This is a genomic window from Prauserella shujinwangii (genome assembly GCF_003001955.1).
In the GTDB taxonomy this organism is placed as follows: Bacteria; Actinomycetota; Actinomycetes; order Mycobacteriales; family Pseudonocardiaceae; genus Qaidamihabitans; species Qaidamihabitans shujinwangii.
Map to the genome: position 1 here is coordinate 1 of NZ_PVNH01000008.1, position 14,709 is coordinate 14,709.

13 protein-coding genes are annotated in these 14,709 nt (G+C 74.0%); 2 read left to right on the forward strand and 11 right to left on the reverse strand.

Annotated elements, in window-relative coordinates; all coding sequences use genetic code 11:
• Positions 1-190: 190 nt before the first annotated feature.
• Genes B0I33_RS19120 through B0I33_RS19135 form a run of 4 tightly spaced genes read right to left on the reverse strand, consistent with a single transcriptional unit; the run spans position 191 to position 4,937 of the window.
• The gene (locus B0I33_RS19120; RefSeq protein ID WP_106180207.1) at positions 191-1,174 is read right to left on the reverse strand and encodes a universal stress protein; all 984 of its coding nucleotides are present in this window, start codon (positions 1,172-1,174) and stop codon (positions 191-193) included.
• Positions 1,175-1,198: 24 nt separating this feature from the next.
• Positions 1,199-3,847, reverse strand: a complete 2,649-nt coding sequence (locus B0I33_RS19125; RefSeq protein ID WP_106180208.1) for a bifunctional acetate--CoA ligase family protein/GNAT family N-acetyltransferase — start codon at positions 3,845-3,847, stop codon at positions 1,199-1,201.
• Positions 3,844-4,545, reverse strand: coding sequence for a CBS domain-containing protein (locus tag B0I33_RS19130; RefSeq protein ID WP_106180209.1), 702 nt, complete (start codon positions 4,543-4,545; stop codon positions 3,844-3,846). The genes B0I33_RS19125 and B0I33_RS19130 overlap by 4 nt, the downstream gene beginning before the upstream one ends.
• Complete coding sequence (locus tag B0I33_RS19135) at positions 4,542-4,937, reverse strand: hypothetical protein (RefSeq protein WP_106180210.1); 396 nt, start codon at positions 4,935-4,937, stop codon at positions 4,542-4,544. The genes B0I33_RS19130 and B0I33_RS19135 overlap by 4 nt, the downstream gene beginning before the upstream one ends.
• A gap of 172 nt (positions 4,938-5,109) precedes the next feature.
• On the opposite strand from B0I33_RS19135, the gene B0I33_RS19140 reads away from it, so the two are divergent.
• Positions 5,110-7,950, forward strand: a complete 2,841-nt coding sequence (locus B0I33_RS19140; RefSeq protein WP_146147532.1) for a patatin-like phospholipase domain-containing protein — start codon at positions 5,110-5,112, stop codon at positions 7,948-7,950.
• A 49-nt stretch (positions 7,951-7,999) separates the two neighbouring features.
• Here the strand turns inward: B0I33_RS19140 and B0I33_RS19145 are convergent, their stop codons facing one another.
• From B0I33_RS19145 to B0I33_RS19175, 7 genes are all read right to left on the reverse strand, one after another.
• Entirely contained in the window at positions 8,000-8,905 is a 906-nt protein-coding gene (locus B0I33_RS19145) for a GlxA family transcriptional regulator (RefSeq protein WP_106180212.1), read from the reverse strand.
• 103 nt (positions 8,906-9,008) lie between these two features.
• Positions 9,009-9,605: a cysteine hydrolase family protein gene (locus B0I33_RS19150; protein ID WP_106180213.1), complete on the reverse strand. Its 597-nt coding sequence runs from the start codon at positions 9,603-9,605 to the stop codon at positions 9,009-9,011.
• A 76-nt stretch (positions 9,606-9,681) separates the two neighbouring features.
• Positions 9,682-10,920 carry a styrene monooxygenase/indole monooxygenase family protein gene (locus B0I33_RS19155; protein ID WP_106180214.1) on the reverse strand — a complete coding sequence of 413 codons (1,239 nt, stop codon included), beginning with the start codon at positions 10,918-10,920 and terminating at the stop codon, positions 9,682-9,684.
• Entirely contained in the window at positions 10,913-11,548 is a 636-nt protein-coding gene (locus tag B0I33_RS19160) for a GTP-binding protein (RefSeq protein ID WP_106180215.1), read from the reverse strand. The genes B0I33_RS19155 and B0I33_RS19160 overlap by 8 nt, the downstream gene beginning before the upstream one ends.
• Positions 11,523-11,909: a DUF742 domain-containing protein gene (locus tag B0I33_RS19165; protein ID WP_425440495.1), complete on the reverse strand. Its 387-nt coding sequence runs from the start codon at positions 11,907-11,909 to the stop codon at positions 11,523-11,525. Before B0I33_RS19165 ends, B0I33_RS19160 begins: the two co-directional genes overlap by 26 nt.
• Before the next feature lie 21 nt (positions 11,910-11,930).
• On the reverse strand, positions 11,931-12,374 hold the full coding sequence (locus tag B0I33_RS19170) for a roadblock/LC7 domain-containing protein (protein ID WP_106180216.1): 444 nt from the start codon (positions 12,372-12,374) through the stop codon (positions 11,931-11,933).
• Positions 12,371-13,708 (reverse strand): sensor histidine kinase, encoded by a 1,338-nt coding sequence (locus tag B0I33_RS19175; protein ID WP_106180519.1) that lies wholly within the window; start codon positions 13,706-13,708, stop codon positions 12,371-12,373. Before B0I33_RS19175 ends, B0I33_RS19170 begins: the two co-directional genes overlap by 4 nt.
• Positions 13,709-14,151: 443 nt before the next feature.
• Between B0I33_RS19175 and B0I33_RS19180 the strand changes: the two genes are divergently transcribed.
• Positions 14,152-14,658 carry a histidine kinase gene (locus tag B0I33_RS19180; RefSeq protein ID WP_106180217.1) on the forward strand — a complete coding sequence of 169 codons (507 nt, stop codon included), beginning with the start codon at positions 14,152-14,154 and terminating at the stop codon, positions 14,656-14,658.
• Positions 14,659-14,709 lie beyond the last annotated feature (51 nt).

Below are 14,709 nucleotides of genomic sequence, written 5' to 3' on the forward strand. Positions count from 1 at the left end.
CGATGTAGCGAGTCAGGTGCACCACTCACACGGGTGGAAGCGGGGTCACACACGGTGTCCGATACTCCACTGAGGACAGCGAAGACTCCTTTCGCGCCAAAGGAACGTTGTCCACCCCTCGCAACAACCGGAACTCGGCATCGCCGTCGAGGGCCTCGCGGCCACCGTGGTCCATCCCATCAACAGTCCTTTACGGACGGACAATCGCCACCGGGCACCGGGCAGTGTGCAACAACCGTTGCCCGGTGGAGCCGAGCACGGCTCCCACCACCGCACCCCTGCCATGGGATCCGACGACGATGAGCTGAGCGTTCCCCGCCGCGTCGAGCAGCGCCTCGGCGGGTCGGTCGGCGTGCACGAGCCGCTCGTCGACCTCGACGGCGGGGTACTTCTCCCGCCAGCTCGCGATCTCCCGTCGCAGACCTCGCCGCTCCCCCGCCTCGATGGCCGCGATGTCGTCGCGCAGCACGAGACCCGCCCAGAGGTCGTCGGCCGACGGGTCGCGCCAGGCGCGGACCGCCACGAGCCGGGCACCGCGCGCGGCGGCCTCCTCGAAGGCGAACGCGAGGGCGGCGGCGCTCAGCGACGAACCGTCCACACCGACCACGATGTCCTCCGCCTGCTCCGCGACCTCCTCCGCCCGGACCACGACGACCGGGCACCGCGCGTGCGCGGCCACCGCGACGGCGACGGATCCGACGAGCATCCGCCGGAAACCGCCGAGCCCACGCGAGCCCACCACGAGCATCCGGGCGGCCGCCGACTCCTCCACGAGCACCTCGACCGTGCCGCCGACGCGCACATCCCAGTCGACCGCGACGCCCGGTGCCTCCGCGGCGACCCTGTCCGCGGCCTCCCGCAGCCACTCGTGCCCCGACTGGACGAGCGCCTCCTCGTAGCTCGGCGGAATGGGCGTGTGCGCCTTCGGGTTGAACGGCGGCAGGTCGCTCGCGTGCGTGAGCCGCAACGGCAGGCCCAGCCTGCCTGCCTCCCGCGCCGCCCAGCGAGCCGCCTCGAGCGCCGCCGCCGGGCCGTCCACGCCGACCACGACGGGCAACCGCTCCGGCTCGGGCCGAGGCGGTTCCTCCGCCTCCAGCCGCTCCCGCTCTCGCTCGCGCTCGGAGTACAGCGCGGCCGCGACCGTGTGGTAGACCGCCCGCTCCACGTCCTTCATCGTCTTCCCTCTCTCCACATCGGATCATTTGAGGTAGCGCAGGAACGGGTCACCGGCCGGATCGCGGCGCACCCGCACCCGGCTGTCCAGCACCACGCATCCTTCGCCCGTCACCACGAGCGGGTTCAGGTCGAGTTCGGCGACCTCCGGGACCGCCTCGGCGAGCAGCCCCACCCGCAACAGCACGTCCCGCACGGCGGGGACCGGCAGGTCCCGCACCAGCCGGGGCGAGGAACGCAGGGCACCGATCAACCGGTCGGCGTCGGCCTCGGTCAGTGGAGCCAGCCGGGCCGCGCGGTCGGCGATCAGATCGGTGTCGACACCGCCGAGCCCGAAGACCACGAGCGGGCCGAACACATCGTCGGAACTGATGCCGACGAGCAGCTCCCGGCCGTGGGACACCATGGGTTGCACGACCACGCCGCGGAACGTGCCGCCGAACCGGCGGCGGAAACCCGCGATCGCCTCGCGCAGCCCCGCCTCGTCCCGCACGTCGAGCAGCACTCCGCCGCCCGCGCTCTTGTGCAGCAACCCTTCCGCGCTCGCCTTCACCGCGACCGGCCGCCCGCCGAAACGCTCGAACAGCGCCGCCGCGGCCGCCTCGTCGGCGGCGAACTCCGTGGGCACCACCGGCAGGCCGAAGCTGCCGAGCAGTTCCGCCGACTCGCCCGGCGTCAGCCAGCCCTCGCCGGAAGGCCCTTCGAGCCTGCGCGCCACCAGGTCCCGGGCTCGCCGCACGTCGACACCGCCGAGGTCCGGCGGCTCGGCCGCGGGTTCCCGCAGCCACTCCGCGTACCGCGCGAGCCTGCCGAGCGCCTGCGCCGCGGATTCCGGGTCGGCGTACGCGGGCAGCCGCGCCGCGGATCCGCCCGCGGGCAACACGGTCTCCAGCTGGCCCGGCCGCACGGCGAGCACCGGCTTCGTCCAGCGCACGGCGCGCGAGGGCAGGTCGGCCGCCGGATCGCCGACGGCGGTGGGCAGTGCGGCCACCACCACCGCGTCCACGTCCTCGTCGGCCATGACGGCGTCCACACAGCCAGCGAGCGTCTCCGCCGGCACGACGGCGGTGGTGTCCACCGGATTGCGCACGCTGGCCTGCGCGGGCAGCAGTTCCCGCAGCCGCGCCGTCGTGCCCTCCCCCAGCTCGGGCAGCGTCAGCCCGTGCCGCGCGCACGCGTCCACCGCGAGCACCCCCGTGCCGCCCGCGTTGCTCACCACGGCCACCCGGGCGCCGCGGGGCAGCGGCTGCCAGCGCACCACGGCGAGCACCGCGAGCAACTCGCTCACCGTGTCCACCGCGATCACCCCGGCCTGCTCGAACAACGCATCGCGGGTGACCGCCGGGGTCGCCACGGCGGCGGTGTGCGACGCGGCGGCGCGCTGGGCGAGCGCCGTGCTCGCCGCGCGCACCGCGAGCAGCGGTTTGGTCCGCGCCAGCGCGCGGGCCAGCCTGCCGAACTTGCGCGGATTGCCGAACGACTCGAGGTACAGCACGGCGGCCGCGGTGCGCGGGTCGTCCTGCCACCACAGCAGCAGGTCGTTCCCGCTGATGTCGTACTTGTCCCCCGCGGACACGAGCGACGACACACCGAGCCCGACCGAGCCCAGCAGCTCGGTGAGCGCGATCGCGATACCACCGGACTGCGTCATCACGCCGATGTCCCCCTCGGGGACCCGCGAACGCAGGAACGTGGCGTCCAGCCGGACCTCGGGATCCGTGCTGGCCACGCCGATGCAGTTCGGGCCGACCACGCGGAGGCCGTCCCTGCGCACGGCTTCCCGGACCCGCGCGGCCGCCGCCGCGTCGAGTCCCGCCGTGACGATCACGACGGCCCGCACGCCGCGCCTGCCGCACTCCTCGACGGCACCGGGCACCGCGGGTGCGGGCACGGCGATGACGGCGAGTTCGGGCACGAACGGCACGTCCGCCACCGACGCGTGACACGGCACTCCGAGCACCTCGTCCGCGCGCGGGTTGACCGCCGCGAGCGGTCCGGCGAACCCCGCCTCCAGCAGGTTCCGCAGCACGGCGTGTCCCACGGCGTCCGCGCGCCTGCTCGCGCCGATCACCACGACCGAGCGCGGCCGCAGCACGTGCCGCAGGCTCGCCACCTCCGCGACCCGCTCGCGGGCGGCGACCGAGTCCAGATACCGCTCGCCGGCATCCAGCCGGAGCGTCACCTCGCGTTCCGGCCCGGATCCGGAGACGGTCGTGGGCAGCCCCAGGTCCCGCAGCACGCGCAACATCCGGGTGTTCTCGGCGAGGACCGAGGCGAGCAGCCGGGTGATGCCCGCCTGCCTCGCCTCCGACACGAGGCGTTCCAGCAGCAGCGTGCCGACCCCGCCCGCCTGCACGGTGCCGTCCACCGCGAGCGCGACCTCCACCAGGCCCGGGTCGGCCATCGTCTCGTAGTGGCCGACACCGACCAGCCTGCCATCGAGGAAGGCACCGACCGCCGCACGCTCCCCCGTCGCCTCATCGGTGATCTGGCCGACAAGAACGTCCAGCGACGACGGCACGGGCCCGAAGAACCGGAAGTACCCGTCCCGTTCGGACAGTCCATGGTGCAGTGCGGCCACGTCCGCCGCGTCGGCCGGGGTGAGTGGTCGGACGAGCACCACCCGGCCGTCCACGAGCAGCGAGCGCTGTCCGGGTTCCGTCGCCACGGTCATGACCGAGCCCTCGAGTGCCTGCGGTCCGGTTGGTCGTCCCACACGTAGCCGAGCCGGTTCCGCACCTCGAGCACGCCGGGCACGGCGGCGGCGAGCCGCCCGGCCCGTGCCGCGTCGCTGCGGCGCTCCATGCGCCCGAGCAGGGTGACGACGCCGTGCTCGACGGCGATCCCCACCGTGTCCGGCTGCACCCACAGCGCCCGCCCGAACACCTCCACCGCGATGTCGCGCCGCACCTCCTCGTCGCTGCGCAGGTACCCGCGCAGCAGGTCCCGCCGGGCGAGCACACCGACGAGCCTGCCGCCGGACACGACGAACACGCGCCGCACGCCGGACCGGCTCAGCTCCCGCGCCGCCACCGGCACCGGTTGCGCGGCGTCGACGGTGAGCGCGGGCGCCGTCATCAGCTCCCGCGCACACGTCCCCGAGGCCTTGCGCAGGCGCTCGCGCACCGCGCGACCTCCGAAGCGCACCCGCCGCGTGTCCCGGCCCGCCCGCTCCTGCCGGTGCAGCAGGTCCGCCTCCGACACCACTCCGAGCACGTGCCCCTCGGCGTCCACGACGGGCACCGCGCTGATCGCCTGCCTCGCGAGCAGGGCGGCGATCTCCTGGAACCCGGTGTCGGGCCCCACCGTGTACGGCCGCGGGGTCATGACCGACCGCACGTCCGGTGCGGCGATCCCCGGTGCGTGCGTCATCGGCCCGCTCCGCCCGGCTGGTGGACCCGGCGCCAGCTCGCGCACGCGGCGAGCAACTGCCTGCCGCGGATGCCGACGGCGCGCGCCTCCAGCCCGATCGGCAGGACCGGAGCCCGGTCGGGATCGGCGTCGACGACGGCGACCGGGACGCGAGCCCGGACCGCGCAGACGGCCCCGAACTCACGAGCGGTCAGCTCGTCGTCGCCGGAACGGACGTCGACCAGCAGGTCGACGGCGGCCTGCTCGTCCAGCGGGCAGCGGGACGCGGGTGCCAGTGCCTTGCACAACCCCGCCCGGGTGTGGCAGGTGCTGACCCGGCAGCCGTCCTCCCGCAACCGCCGCACGGTCTCGGCGGAGTCGCCGAACCTCGCCTCGGTGACCAGAACGTGCATCACGTGCCTCCTCGCTTCGCTGGTTCCGACCCTCACCGACCCGGCGCACCCCGGGTAGGGACCAACTGCCCTGATGGCGGGGACGATGTGCGGAACCGGGCTCTTTACACCGCCCCCGGCGGGGATGACACTGCTGGCATCCTGTGCCGACAACGATCTCCCGGGGGTCACCGTGTCCACGCCGAGTCCGGCGCCGTCCAGGTCCGCCGCGCTGGCGCTCGCCGTCGCGACCGTCGCGCTGCCCGCCGCCGGGCTGGCCGCCTACGCGGCGCTGACGCCCGGCGTGCACCTCGCGGCCGTGGCGCTCCGGGGTGCGGGCCAGCCGCTCCCGCCGGGGACGGCAGCCGCCGTCCGCTGGGACTTCCTGCTCCTGGTGCTGTCCGGAGCCGGGCTGTGGTGCGGGATCACGGCGGCCAGGTGGGCGGCGGCGACGCCGCGGGCGCTGGAGCTGGCGCGCTTCGCCCGCACGGCGCTGGTGATCGCGGTCGCCGCGGACGTCGTGGAGAACGCGGCACTGCTCGCGGCCCTGCGCTGGCCCCGGGCGCCGTGGCTGCTGGACGCCACCGCCGCGGCGGCCACCGTGCGGTTCTGCGCGCTGCTCCCGGCCGCGGTCGTCGCCGCCTGCGGCGCGGTGACGCTGGCGCGGCGATCGGTACTGCATTCCGCGCGGCGCGTCGCCGACCGCGCGGCGATCCCCGTCGAGACGGTGCCGCCCCGGCCGATCGAGGACGGCGACCCGCCCGTGCCCGCCGAACCCGGTGACGGCAGCGACAACAACGACACGCCGCCCGCCGGCGCGACCCGGTGGCGCAACGCCTACACGGTGCCCGGCGTGTCGGCGGCCGACGTGCGGCGGCGGTGGGACCGGGGGGAGCACACCACCGGTTTCTGCCTCTCCGGAGGAGGCATCCGCTCGGCCAGCGTCGCGATGGGAGCGTTGCAGTCCCTGCGGGACGAGCTGCTGGACGCCCGGTACCTGGTGTCGGTGTCCGGCGGCGGGTTCACGGCCGGTGCCCTGCAGCAGGCGCTCACCGGCGCGCGGCCCGCGACGCTGCCCGGTGAGGTGCTGCGCGACCCCCGGTCGGCGTTCCGGGAGGGCACCACCGAACTGCACCACGTGCAGCGGCACTCGAGCTACCTCGCCGACACGCCGGCCCGGCTGCTCGCGGCGCTCGGCCGGGTCGCGCTCGGGCTCCTGCTGTCGCTGACCGTCCTGTTCGGACCGGCGGTCGCCCTCGGCGTCGCGGCCGGCCTGCTCTACCGGTGGGTGCCGCTGGGCGGCCCGGTCACGGGCGGACCGTTCCCCGTGCCGGGCACCGGCGGTCTCGCCGCGCTCGGCGCGCTGGGGGCGGCCGCCTTCCTGCTCGCCCTGTTCGCGCGGGGCGCCGCGGACCGGCGCCGGGGCCCCGGCAGGCTGGCGCGGCGGCTGGTGGTGCTCACCGTGGTCGCCGTCGTGCTGACGATCGCGATCCCGTCACTGGTGTGGCTGGTCGAGTGGGTGCTGGCCCGCACCGGCCGGTCGGTCGCGATCGCGGGGCCGGCGGGCACGGTAATGCTGACGTTCCTCGCCACGATCGCGTCGATGGTGTGGCGCCACCGCGCGACGCTCCGGCAGCGGCTGTCGGGGATGCTCCGTCCCGGGCAGGGCGGCGGGCCGCCGGCGGCGCTGCCGAACGGCGTGCTGCAGCGGCTGCTGGTGATCGCCACACTCGGCGTACTGGCGGCCGGGTGGCTGGCCGTGTTCGCCGCCGCGGCGGCCACGGGTGGCGGACCGGGGGCGCTCACCGCCGGTGCGGTCGCCGCGGCGGTGGTGCTGGTGCTCGGCGCGGCGTTCGACGTGACCTCGCTGAGCCTGCATCCCTTCTACCGGCAGCGGATCGCGTCCGCGTTCGCGGTGCGGGCGGTCCGGCGCGACGGCGACGGGCAGGTGGTCGCGGTCCCGTACGAGGCGGCCGAGCGGACCACGCTGTCCGGCTACGGCGGGATCCCCGACGGGACGCGGTTCCCCGAGGTGGTGTTCGCGGCGGCGGCGAACCTGACGGGCGAGTCGCGGACGGCGCCCGGGCTGGGTGCCGTGTCGTACACGCTCGGCGCGGACTGGACGGGCGGGCCCGACGTCGGCTGGGTGCGCACCGAGGATCTGGAGCGGATCGTGCCACCGAGGTTCCGCAGAGATCTCACGGTGCAGGGCGCGGTGGCGGTGAGCGGCGCGGCGTTCGCGTCGGCGATGGGCAGGTCGAGCCGCTGGTACCAGGTGCTGCTGGCGGTGTCCGGGGCCCGGCTCGGCGCGTGGCTGCCGAATCCCGGCTTCGTGCGGCGCGCGCACGAGGCGGCCGCGGCGGGCCGGTGGACGCATCCGTGGCTGCCGAGGGCGCGCCGGCTGCCCTACCTGCTGCGGGAGGTGTTCGGCAGCCACCCGCACCGGGACGCGCTGCTGCACGTCACCGACGGCGGGCACTACGACAACCTCGGCCTGGTGGAGCTGTTCCGGCGGCGCTGCACGCGGATCTTCTGCGTCGACGCGACAGCCGACCCGCCCCCGTCGGGCTCCGCGCTGGCGGAGGCGCTGACGCTCGCGTGGCAGGAGCTCGGCGTGCGGGTGGAGCTGGACCAGCCGTGGCAGGGCACGCCGGGCGAGGGTCCGTGGGACGGGGACCCACGGCTGGCCGCGCGGCTGTCGGAGTCACCGGTGCTCACGGGGACCGTCCACTACCCGCCGGAGAGCGGGCTCGGCTCCGGTGTGCGGGGCCGGCTGGTCGTGGTGAAGGCACTGCTGTGGCGGGAGCTGCCGTACCCGCTGCTGTCCTACGCGGCCCGGCACCCCGAGTTCCCGCACGACTCGACCGGCGACCAGTGGTTCGACCACGAGAAGTTCGCGGCCTACACGGAGCTCGGCAGGCACCTGGGCGCCGCGGCGGCGCGGGCCGCCCAACCGGTGGAGGTCCCGCTGCCCGCGGGCGAGCACACCCCCGAGGTGCTGCTCACCACCGAGCCGGGCGGCGGCGGGCAGTGAATGGCACATTGCCTGCGTTGACCGCACGTAGTGTGCCATTCACTGCCCGTCAGCCGCGGGCGCGCAGGCGGCGGAGCATGCGGGCGTCGCCGAAGCCGACGGCGCGGGCGGCGGCCTCCACGGTCACGCCGCGGCCGATGAGGTTCTCCGCGCGTTCGAGGCGCAGCAGCTGCTGGTAGCGCAACGGGGTGAGCCCGGTCGCCCTGCCGAACAGCCGGGTCACGGTGCGCTCGCTGCATCCGGCCGCCGCCGCGAGCGCGGCGAGCGGCAGCGGCTCGGTGAACCGCGCGTCGATGAGGTCCTGCACGCGGTGCACGGCGTCGTCGAGATGCGCACGATGCCGCAGCATCGCGCTGGCCTGGCTCTCGTCGCCGTTGCGGCGGGCGTAGACGACCATCGCCCGCGCCACCCTGGCGGCCACCGCGGGACCGTGCCCGCCCGCCACGAGATGCAGGGCCAGGTCGATGCCGCTCGCGATGCCCGCGGAGGTGACCACGCGCCCGTCCTCGACGAACAGCACGTCCCGCACCACGTGCGCCCGGGGATAGCGCCGGGCGAGCTCGTCCTGCAGCTCGTGGTGCGTGGTGCAGCGGCGACCGTCGAGCAGCCCCGCCCTGCCGAGCACGTCCGCGCCGGAGCACACGCTGGCCACCGTGCCGCCCGCCGTGTGGTGCGCCCGGAGCCGGTCGAGCGCGCGCCGGGACAGTGGCGGCCGCCCGCTCAGCCGCGGTGAGCGCCAGCCCGGTACGACCACCAGGTCGGCCGGGGTGAGATCCGGCCAGTCCACGCCCGCGTGCAGGCGCACCCCCTGTGCGGTCGGCACGTCGGCGTCGTCCGCCACGTAGTGCAGCGGGTAGGCGTGGCCGAGGTCCGCGGCGGTGGAGAACACCTGGGCGGGCCCGGCCAGGTCCAGCAGGTGCAGCGACGGCACCAGGACGAAGACGACGCGGGTCACGATCCGGTCAGCCTACCGGGCACCCGGCCCCGCTACCTGGTGCGGGGCGGCGCCCGCCCGTCGCGGCCGCCGCCCCGGGCGGAGGCACCGCACGGCCGTGTCGTCACCACGCCTGTCCCGCACCCGTCAGCTCGGCGACGGTCCGGATCGTCGCGAACCGCCCGGCGAGCGCGTACTCGGTGCGCGCGATGATCTCGCCGGTGTGCAGGGTCCCCGGGTGGGCCAGCAGCTCCTCGGGGCTCAGGCCGGCGGGCGCGGCCCGGTGCGGGATCGGGTCGGTCGCCGTCGCGTCGGTGACGAACGTGACCGCGTAGCCGAGGTCGGCGGCGATGCGGGCGGTGGTCTCGCAGCACTGCTCGGTGCGGATGCCGCAGATCGTCACCTCCCGCACACCCAGCACGGTCAGCCGCTGCTGCAGGTTCGTGGTGGTGAAGGCGTTGTGCGCGGTCTTGGTCAGCACGGCCTCGTCGGCGCGCGGTCGCAGGCCCTCGATCGGCCGCACGTGCCCGAGCTCCGGGTCGAACACGGTGCCGGAACCGGGTTCGGTGTGCAGCACCCAGAACACCGGGGCGTCCTCGGCACGGGCGTGCTCGACGAGCGTGCCCACGGGACCGGCGATGCCCGGGTTGGAGCTGAGCCGCCACAGCGGCCGGGCCCGGAAGGACTCCTGGACGTCGATGACGAGAAGGGCTCTGTTCACGGTGCCGAGTCTCGCCCGCCCCGCGGCGCGCCGGAAGGCATCATCGCGCCGCGGGGCGGACCGATCCGGTCACCGGTCAGGTGCGCGTGGGCAGGCTCGCGAGGTAGTCGGCCGCCTTGTCCGGGTCCATGAACCAGTGCTGGTAGTCGGTCGGGTCGCTGAACCCGTTGACGAACCGGCGCGCCACCACGTCGTTCTCCTGCGCCGCCCCCAGGATGTCCATGACGTGCGGGGGCGGCGGCCGCAGCATCGCGTTGGTCCAGTCGGTGACGTGCCGCGCGTACTCCCAGTACCGCTCGAACGTCCGCTCCATCCATGCGCGGTCGAACGGCTGGTCGCCGCGCTCCAGGATCGAGTCCAGATAGGAGGCCGCGCACTTGCTGGCGTTGTTGGAACCCTGTCCGGTGATCGGGTCGTTGGCCACCACGACGTCGGCCATGCCGAGCACGGCCGTACCGGAGGGCAGCTCGCCCACCGGGCGGCGCACCACCGGCGTGTACCCGCCGGTGAGCGTGGCACGCGAGTCGGTGAGCTCGGCGTCCCTGCTGCGCTCGTACTCCCACGGCAGGAACTGCTTCATGAGGCCCAGCATCCGCTCCAGGTGCTCGCCCGGACCGGGCCGGTCGGACCAGCAGTCCAGCGGCCCGCCCGGGACGCCCTCGAAGAACATGATGTGGCAGTTCCCGCTGAGGGTGTGGCCGGGGATCATGAACAGCTCGCCGACGCCGGGGACGATGTTGAACCGCACGGCGTCGAAGTCCGGGTGTTCGGGCCTGGGCCCGACGCCGTGCACGTAGGCCACGGACAGCGCCCGCTGCGGCGAGGTGTAGGGCGAGCGAGCCGGGTCGCGGTCGAACAGCTGGACCAGCTCACCCTTGCCCGCCGCGACCACGACCAGGTCGTACATCCGCGCGAGCGCGTTGAGGTCGGCCGTGGTGACGCCGTGGATGATGAGCTTGCCGCCGCGCTGCTCGAACAGCTCGAGCCAGCCTGCCATCTTCACGCGCTGGTCCACCGACTGCGCGTAGTTGTCGAGCCTGCCGACCCAGTCCATCACGCGGCCGGAGTCGGGACCGGCGATGGACACGCCGAGGCCCTCGACCCGCACGGTCTGCTCCTCCCACAGGTTCAGGCCGTGGTCGCGTTCGTGCTGCAACGCGTCGTGGAACATGCACTGGGTCGACATCACCCGGCCGGCACGGATCTCGTCCGGGGTCCGCGCGGACATCACCGTGACGTCGTAGTCGTGTTCGCGCAGGGTCAGCGCGAGCTGCAGCCCGGACTGGCCCGCGCCGACGACCAGGATCTTACGCATGGGCGCGCATCCTCCCCGGTTCCGAGACCTCCGCCAGCGACAGGGTGTACGAGACGAGCTCGCGCAGCGCCTCCGCCGTGGACGCCGGATCGCGGGCGTCACAGGTGATCAGCGGGATCTCCGGGTTCAGTGCCAGCGCGTCGCGGACCTCGTCCAGGTCGTGCTTGAGCTCGCCGTCGAAGAGGTTGACCGCGACGACGAACGGCAGGTCGGAGTCGTTCTCGAAGTAGTTGATGGCGGCGAACGACTGGTCGATCCGATTGGTGTCGACGAGGACGATCGCGCCGAGCGCGCCGCGCGCGAGGTCGTCCCAGAGGAACCAGAACCGCGCCTGCCCCGGTGTGCCGAACAGGTACAGCAGCAGATCCGAGTGCAGCGTGATCCGGCCGAAGTCCATCGCCACCGTCGTGGTGGACTTCTCCTCGCCGTCCGGCAGGTCGTCGACGCCCTCGCCGGCCTCCGTCATCCACGCCTCGGTGTTGAGCGGCGGCACCTCCGACACCGAGCCGACGAAGGTGGTCTTGCCGACCCCGAACCCACCGGCGATGACGATCTTCGCGGAAACCGTGAGCAGGCCCGCGTCCTCCGCGCCGGCCGGGCTGTCAGACCGGTAGCCGCTTGAGTCCATCGAGGATCCTCTCGAGTACGTTCCGGTCGTGCTGGTAGGCGTGCGCCGTGGGGTGGATGTAGACCGCCCCCTGCGCGGCGAGATCGCTGACGAGGACCCGGACGACGCCCAGCGGCATCTCCAGCAGCACCGACAGTTCGGCGACGGACACCCGCGTGCGGGCGCGCTCGTACAGCTTCCGTGACTCCGGCATCAGCGAGTCGGCGAGGCTCGGATCGTACCGGGGCACCGAGATCAGCGTCTCGACCAGCAGGTCGAAGCGCGTCCTGGTACGGCCTCCGGTCAGCGCGTAGGGGCGGATCCGCTTGCTCCGCCGTTGCGGCCGGACGGGCGGGGTCTCCTGGGACGTCTCCTGGGACACTGTGATCACATCCTTGCCCGGTCAGCCCCGCGGCCTGCGCGCGGTGAGCACCCGGCGCAGGTCGGCGCGGATCTCGGGGGTGAGGGCGTGGCCCGCGTTGCGCACGAACTGCGTCATCTCGTACGCCACGACCTTCATGTCGCAGTCGGGCCCGGTCAGCACGGCAAGCCCCGCCCCCGCCCCGATGCCCATGAACAGGAAGTAGCCGTGGGTGAGGCGGATGATGATCTGCTCACAGGTGCCCTTGTCGAACAGCGTGGCGCTGTTGCGGGCGAGGCTGAGCAGCCCGCTGGCGATCGCGGCGAGCTGCTCGGCGTCCTCCTCGCCGACGGCGTCCGACGCGGTCAGCGGGAAGCCGTCGGAGGACATGATCAGCGCGTGACTGACCCCGTGCACCTTGCGGACGAAGTCGTTGATCAGCCACGAGAAGTTGTCGGTGGCGGGGGTGCTGTGCTCGGCCGTCACTTCGTGTCCTCGGATGGTCCGTCCGTTTCGCCTTCGGTCGCCGCGCGCTGCTCGTCGAGGGCCGCCTGCTGGCCGTCGGAGAACGCGCCCAGGTCGGCGAGCAGCCGGTCATGCCCGTCCTCGGGCCGCTCCTCCGGCCCGGTGGGCGCCGACGGCGCCGCCGGGGAGCCTTCCTCCCCCGAGGGCTTCTTCAGGCTGCGGGAAACGCGCCGGGGCAGGCCACTGGCGGTGGTGCCGCCAGTGGCGGGCACCGGCGCGGGACGCGGCCTCGGCGCGGGCTGGCCGTTTCCGGCGGGCGTGCGCCGGGGCAGGCCCGCCGCGGTGGTCTCGTGCCGTTCGGGCTGCTCCGGCACCCGCCGGGCCCCGGCGTCGGCGAACAGGCCTGCCCCCGTGTCGGATCCGGTGCCGGGCGTGGCCTCCGGTTCCGCCTCGGCGGCGGTGCGGCCGATCGGGATGGTCACCGTCTGGGTGCCCGACCAGGCCGACTCGGGCAGCTCGCAGACGAGCGCGGAGGGCAGCAGCACGGTGGCGGTGGTGCCGTGCGGCACCCTGCGGTCCAGCGATGCGCGCATGTCGTGCCTGCCGGCCAGCCTGCGGACCACGGCGAGACCCATGTGCCGCACCGCGTCGTGGTCGAGCACCGGCGCGTTCGACAGCCGGTCGTTGAGCTCCCTGAGCCGCTCGGGCGGCAGGCCGATGCCCTCGTCCTCGATCCGGAGCAGCACGCTGCCCTGCTCGGTCAGGTGCGCGCTCACCCGCACCGGGGAGTTCGGCGGCGACTGGTTGGCCGCGTTGTCGAGCAGCTCGGCGAGCAGCCGGCTGAGGTCCTCCGCGGCGAACCCGACGACCCCGAGGGACACGACCCGGCCGATGGTGATGCGCGAGTACTGGTCGATCGACGACATGGCCGCGCGGACGACGTCGACGAGCGACACGGTCTCGGACGCGGTGTCGCCGGCGTCGCGGCCCGCGAGCACGCGCAGGTTCTCCGCGTTGCGCCGCAGCCTGGTGGCGAGGTGGTCGAGCCGGTAGAGCTCGGCGAGGCGGTCCTCGTCGTCCTCCTTCGCCTCCATCTCCTCCAGCTGGGACAGCAGGGCGTCGACGAGGTTGAGGTCGCGCAGCGCGACGCTGGCGCAGATGTCGACGAGCGCCTGCTCTGGCACGCCCGGTTCCCGGGGTTCCCGCTCGGGCCGGGGCGCCTCGATCACCGCGGGCCGCGGCCGTTCCGGTACCTCTCGCTGGGTGGCGAGGAACTGCGCGGCCGCTTCGCGGGAGCGGTCCAGCAACACCCGTGAGCGGTCCAGCAGCTCGCGCGCTCTCGCCCGTGTCGCCATGTGGTCCACTACTTTCTCGTTGCGTCCGGGCCGTGTTGATCGGCCACCCCCTCGCCGACGGAGGCTATGCAAGCAGACGCGATCCGCCTTGTCCACAACGGGTCCCTGTTCGGTCGCGCGCTGTCATGGAAGGTAACCGAACGGTCTCGGGCTACGCCGGACGCCACACCGCCGCTGCGCCCTGCGGACCAGCGCCTTCCCGTGAACGGCCGCTTCCGGGCATCCCGCCCGAACCGTCATGAGTGGCCCTTTCCGGACGGTTCTCGTCAGCGACGGGTGACTCAGGCCATCCGGCCGCGGGCGGCGGGCGGCGAGCGCGGATCGCACTCCGCGCATGGTGCGTCACCAACCCCTCATCGACAGCGCGTGCGGCGGGTTGGCAAGATACGGGCCTCGGGCGCAGCTTGCAGCTCGCGCGGGACGCGACCTTGGAAGGATCTGCCGTGCATTCCCAGACCGCGCAGGTCGACGACATCCGGCTCGTCGCACTGCCCAGCGCCGTCAACTGCACTGACATCTTCGTCCGGTTCTCACTCACCGAGTGGAGCCTGCAGATGCTCATGGATCGCGCGATCGGCGCGGCCCAGCGGCTCGTGAAAGCGGTCGTCGACCGCACCGATCCGCGGTCGCCGGGCTTCGTCACGGTGCGGGTGCGGCTCACCGGCGACTGCCTCGTGATCGAGGTGGAGGACGACGAGGATCCCCCGCCGAACGCGGCGGCGCCCGCCGTCGACGGGCTGCGCACCGGGCTGGTCCCGCTGGACGGCAGGGGGAAGGTGGTGTGGTGCGAGCTGCCGCTGCCCAGTGGCGTGTCCGCGCAGCAGGTCCAGTTGCCGCGCCGGGACCGGCGGCGGTCGGTGGTCGCCGAGCAGCCCGAGGGCGAGCCGCCCGCGGTGGACCCCGAACTCGTCGAGCGTGTGCTGGTGGGGCTCAACCGCCGCGAATGGTGAGGCGCCTGGTCCCCCCGAGTTCGTGAGTGAGAAGCGTGGTTGAGACTGCCG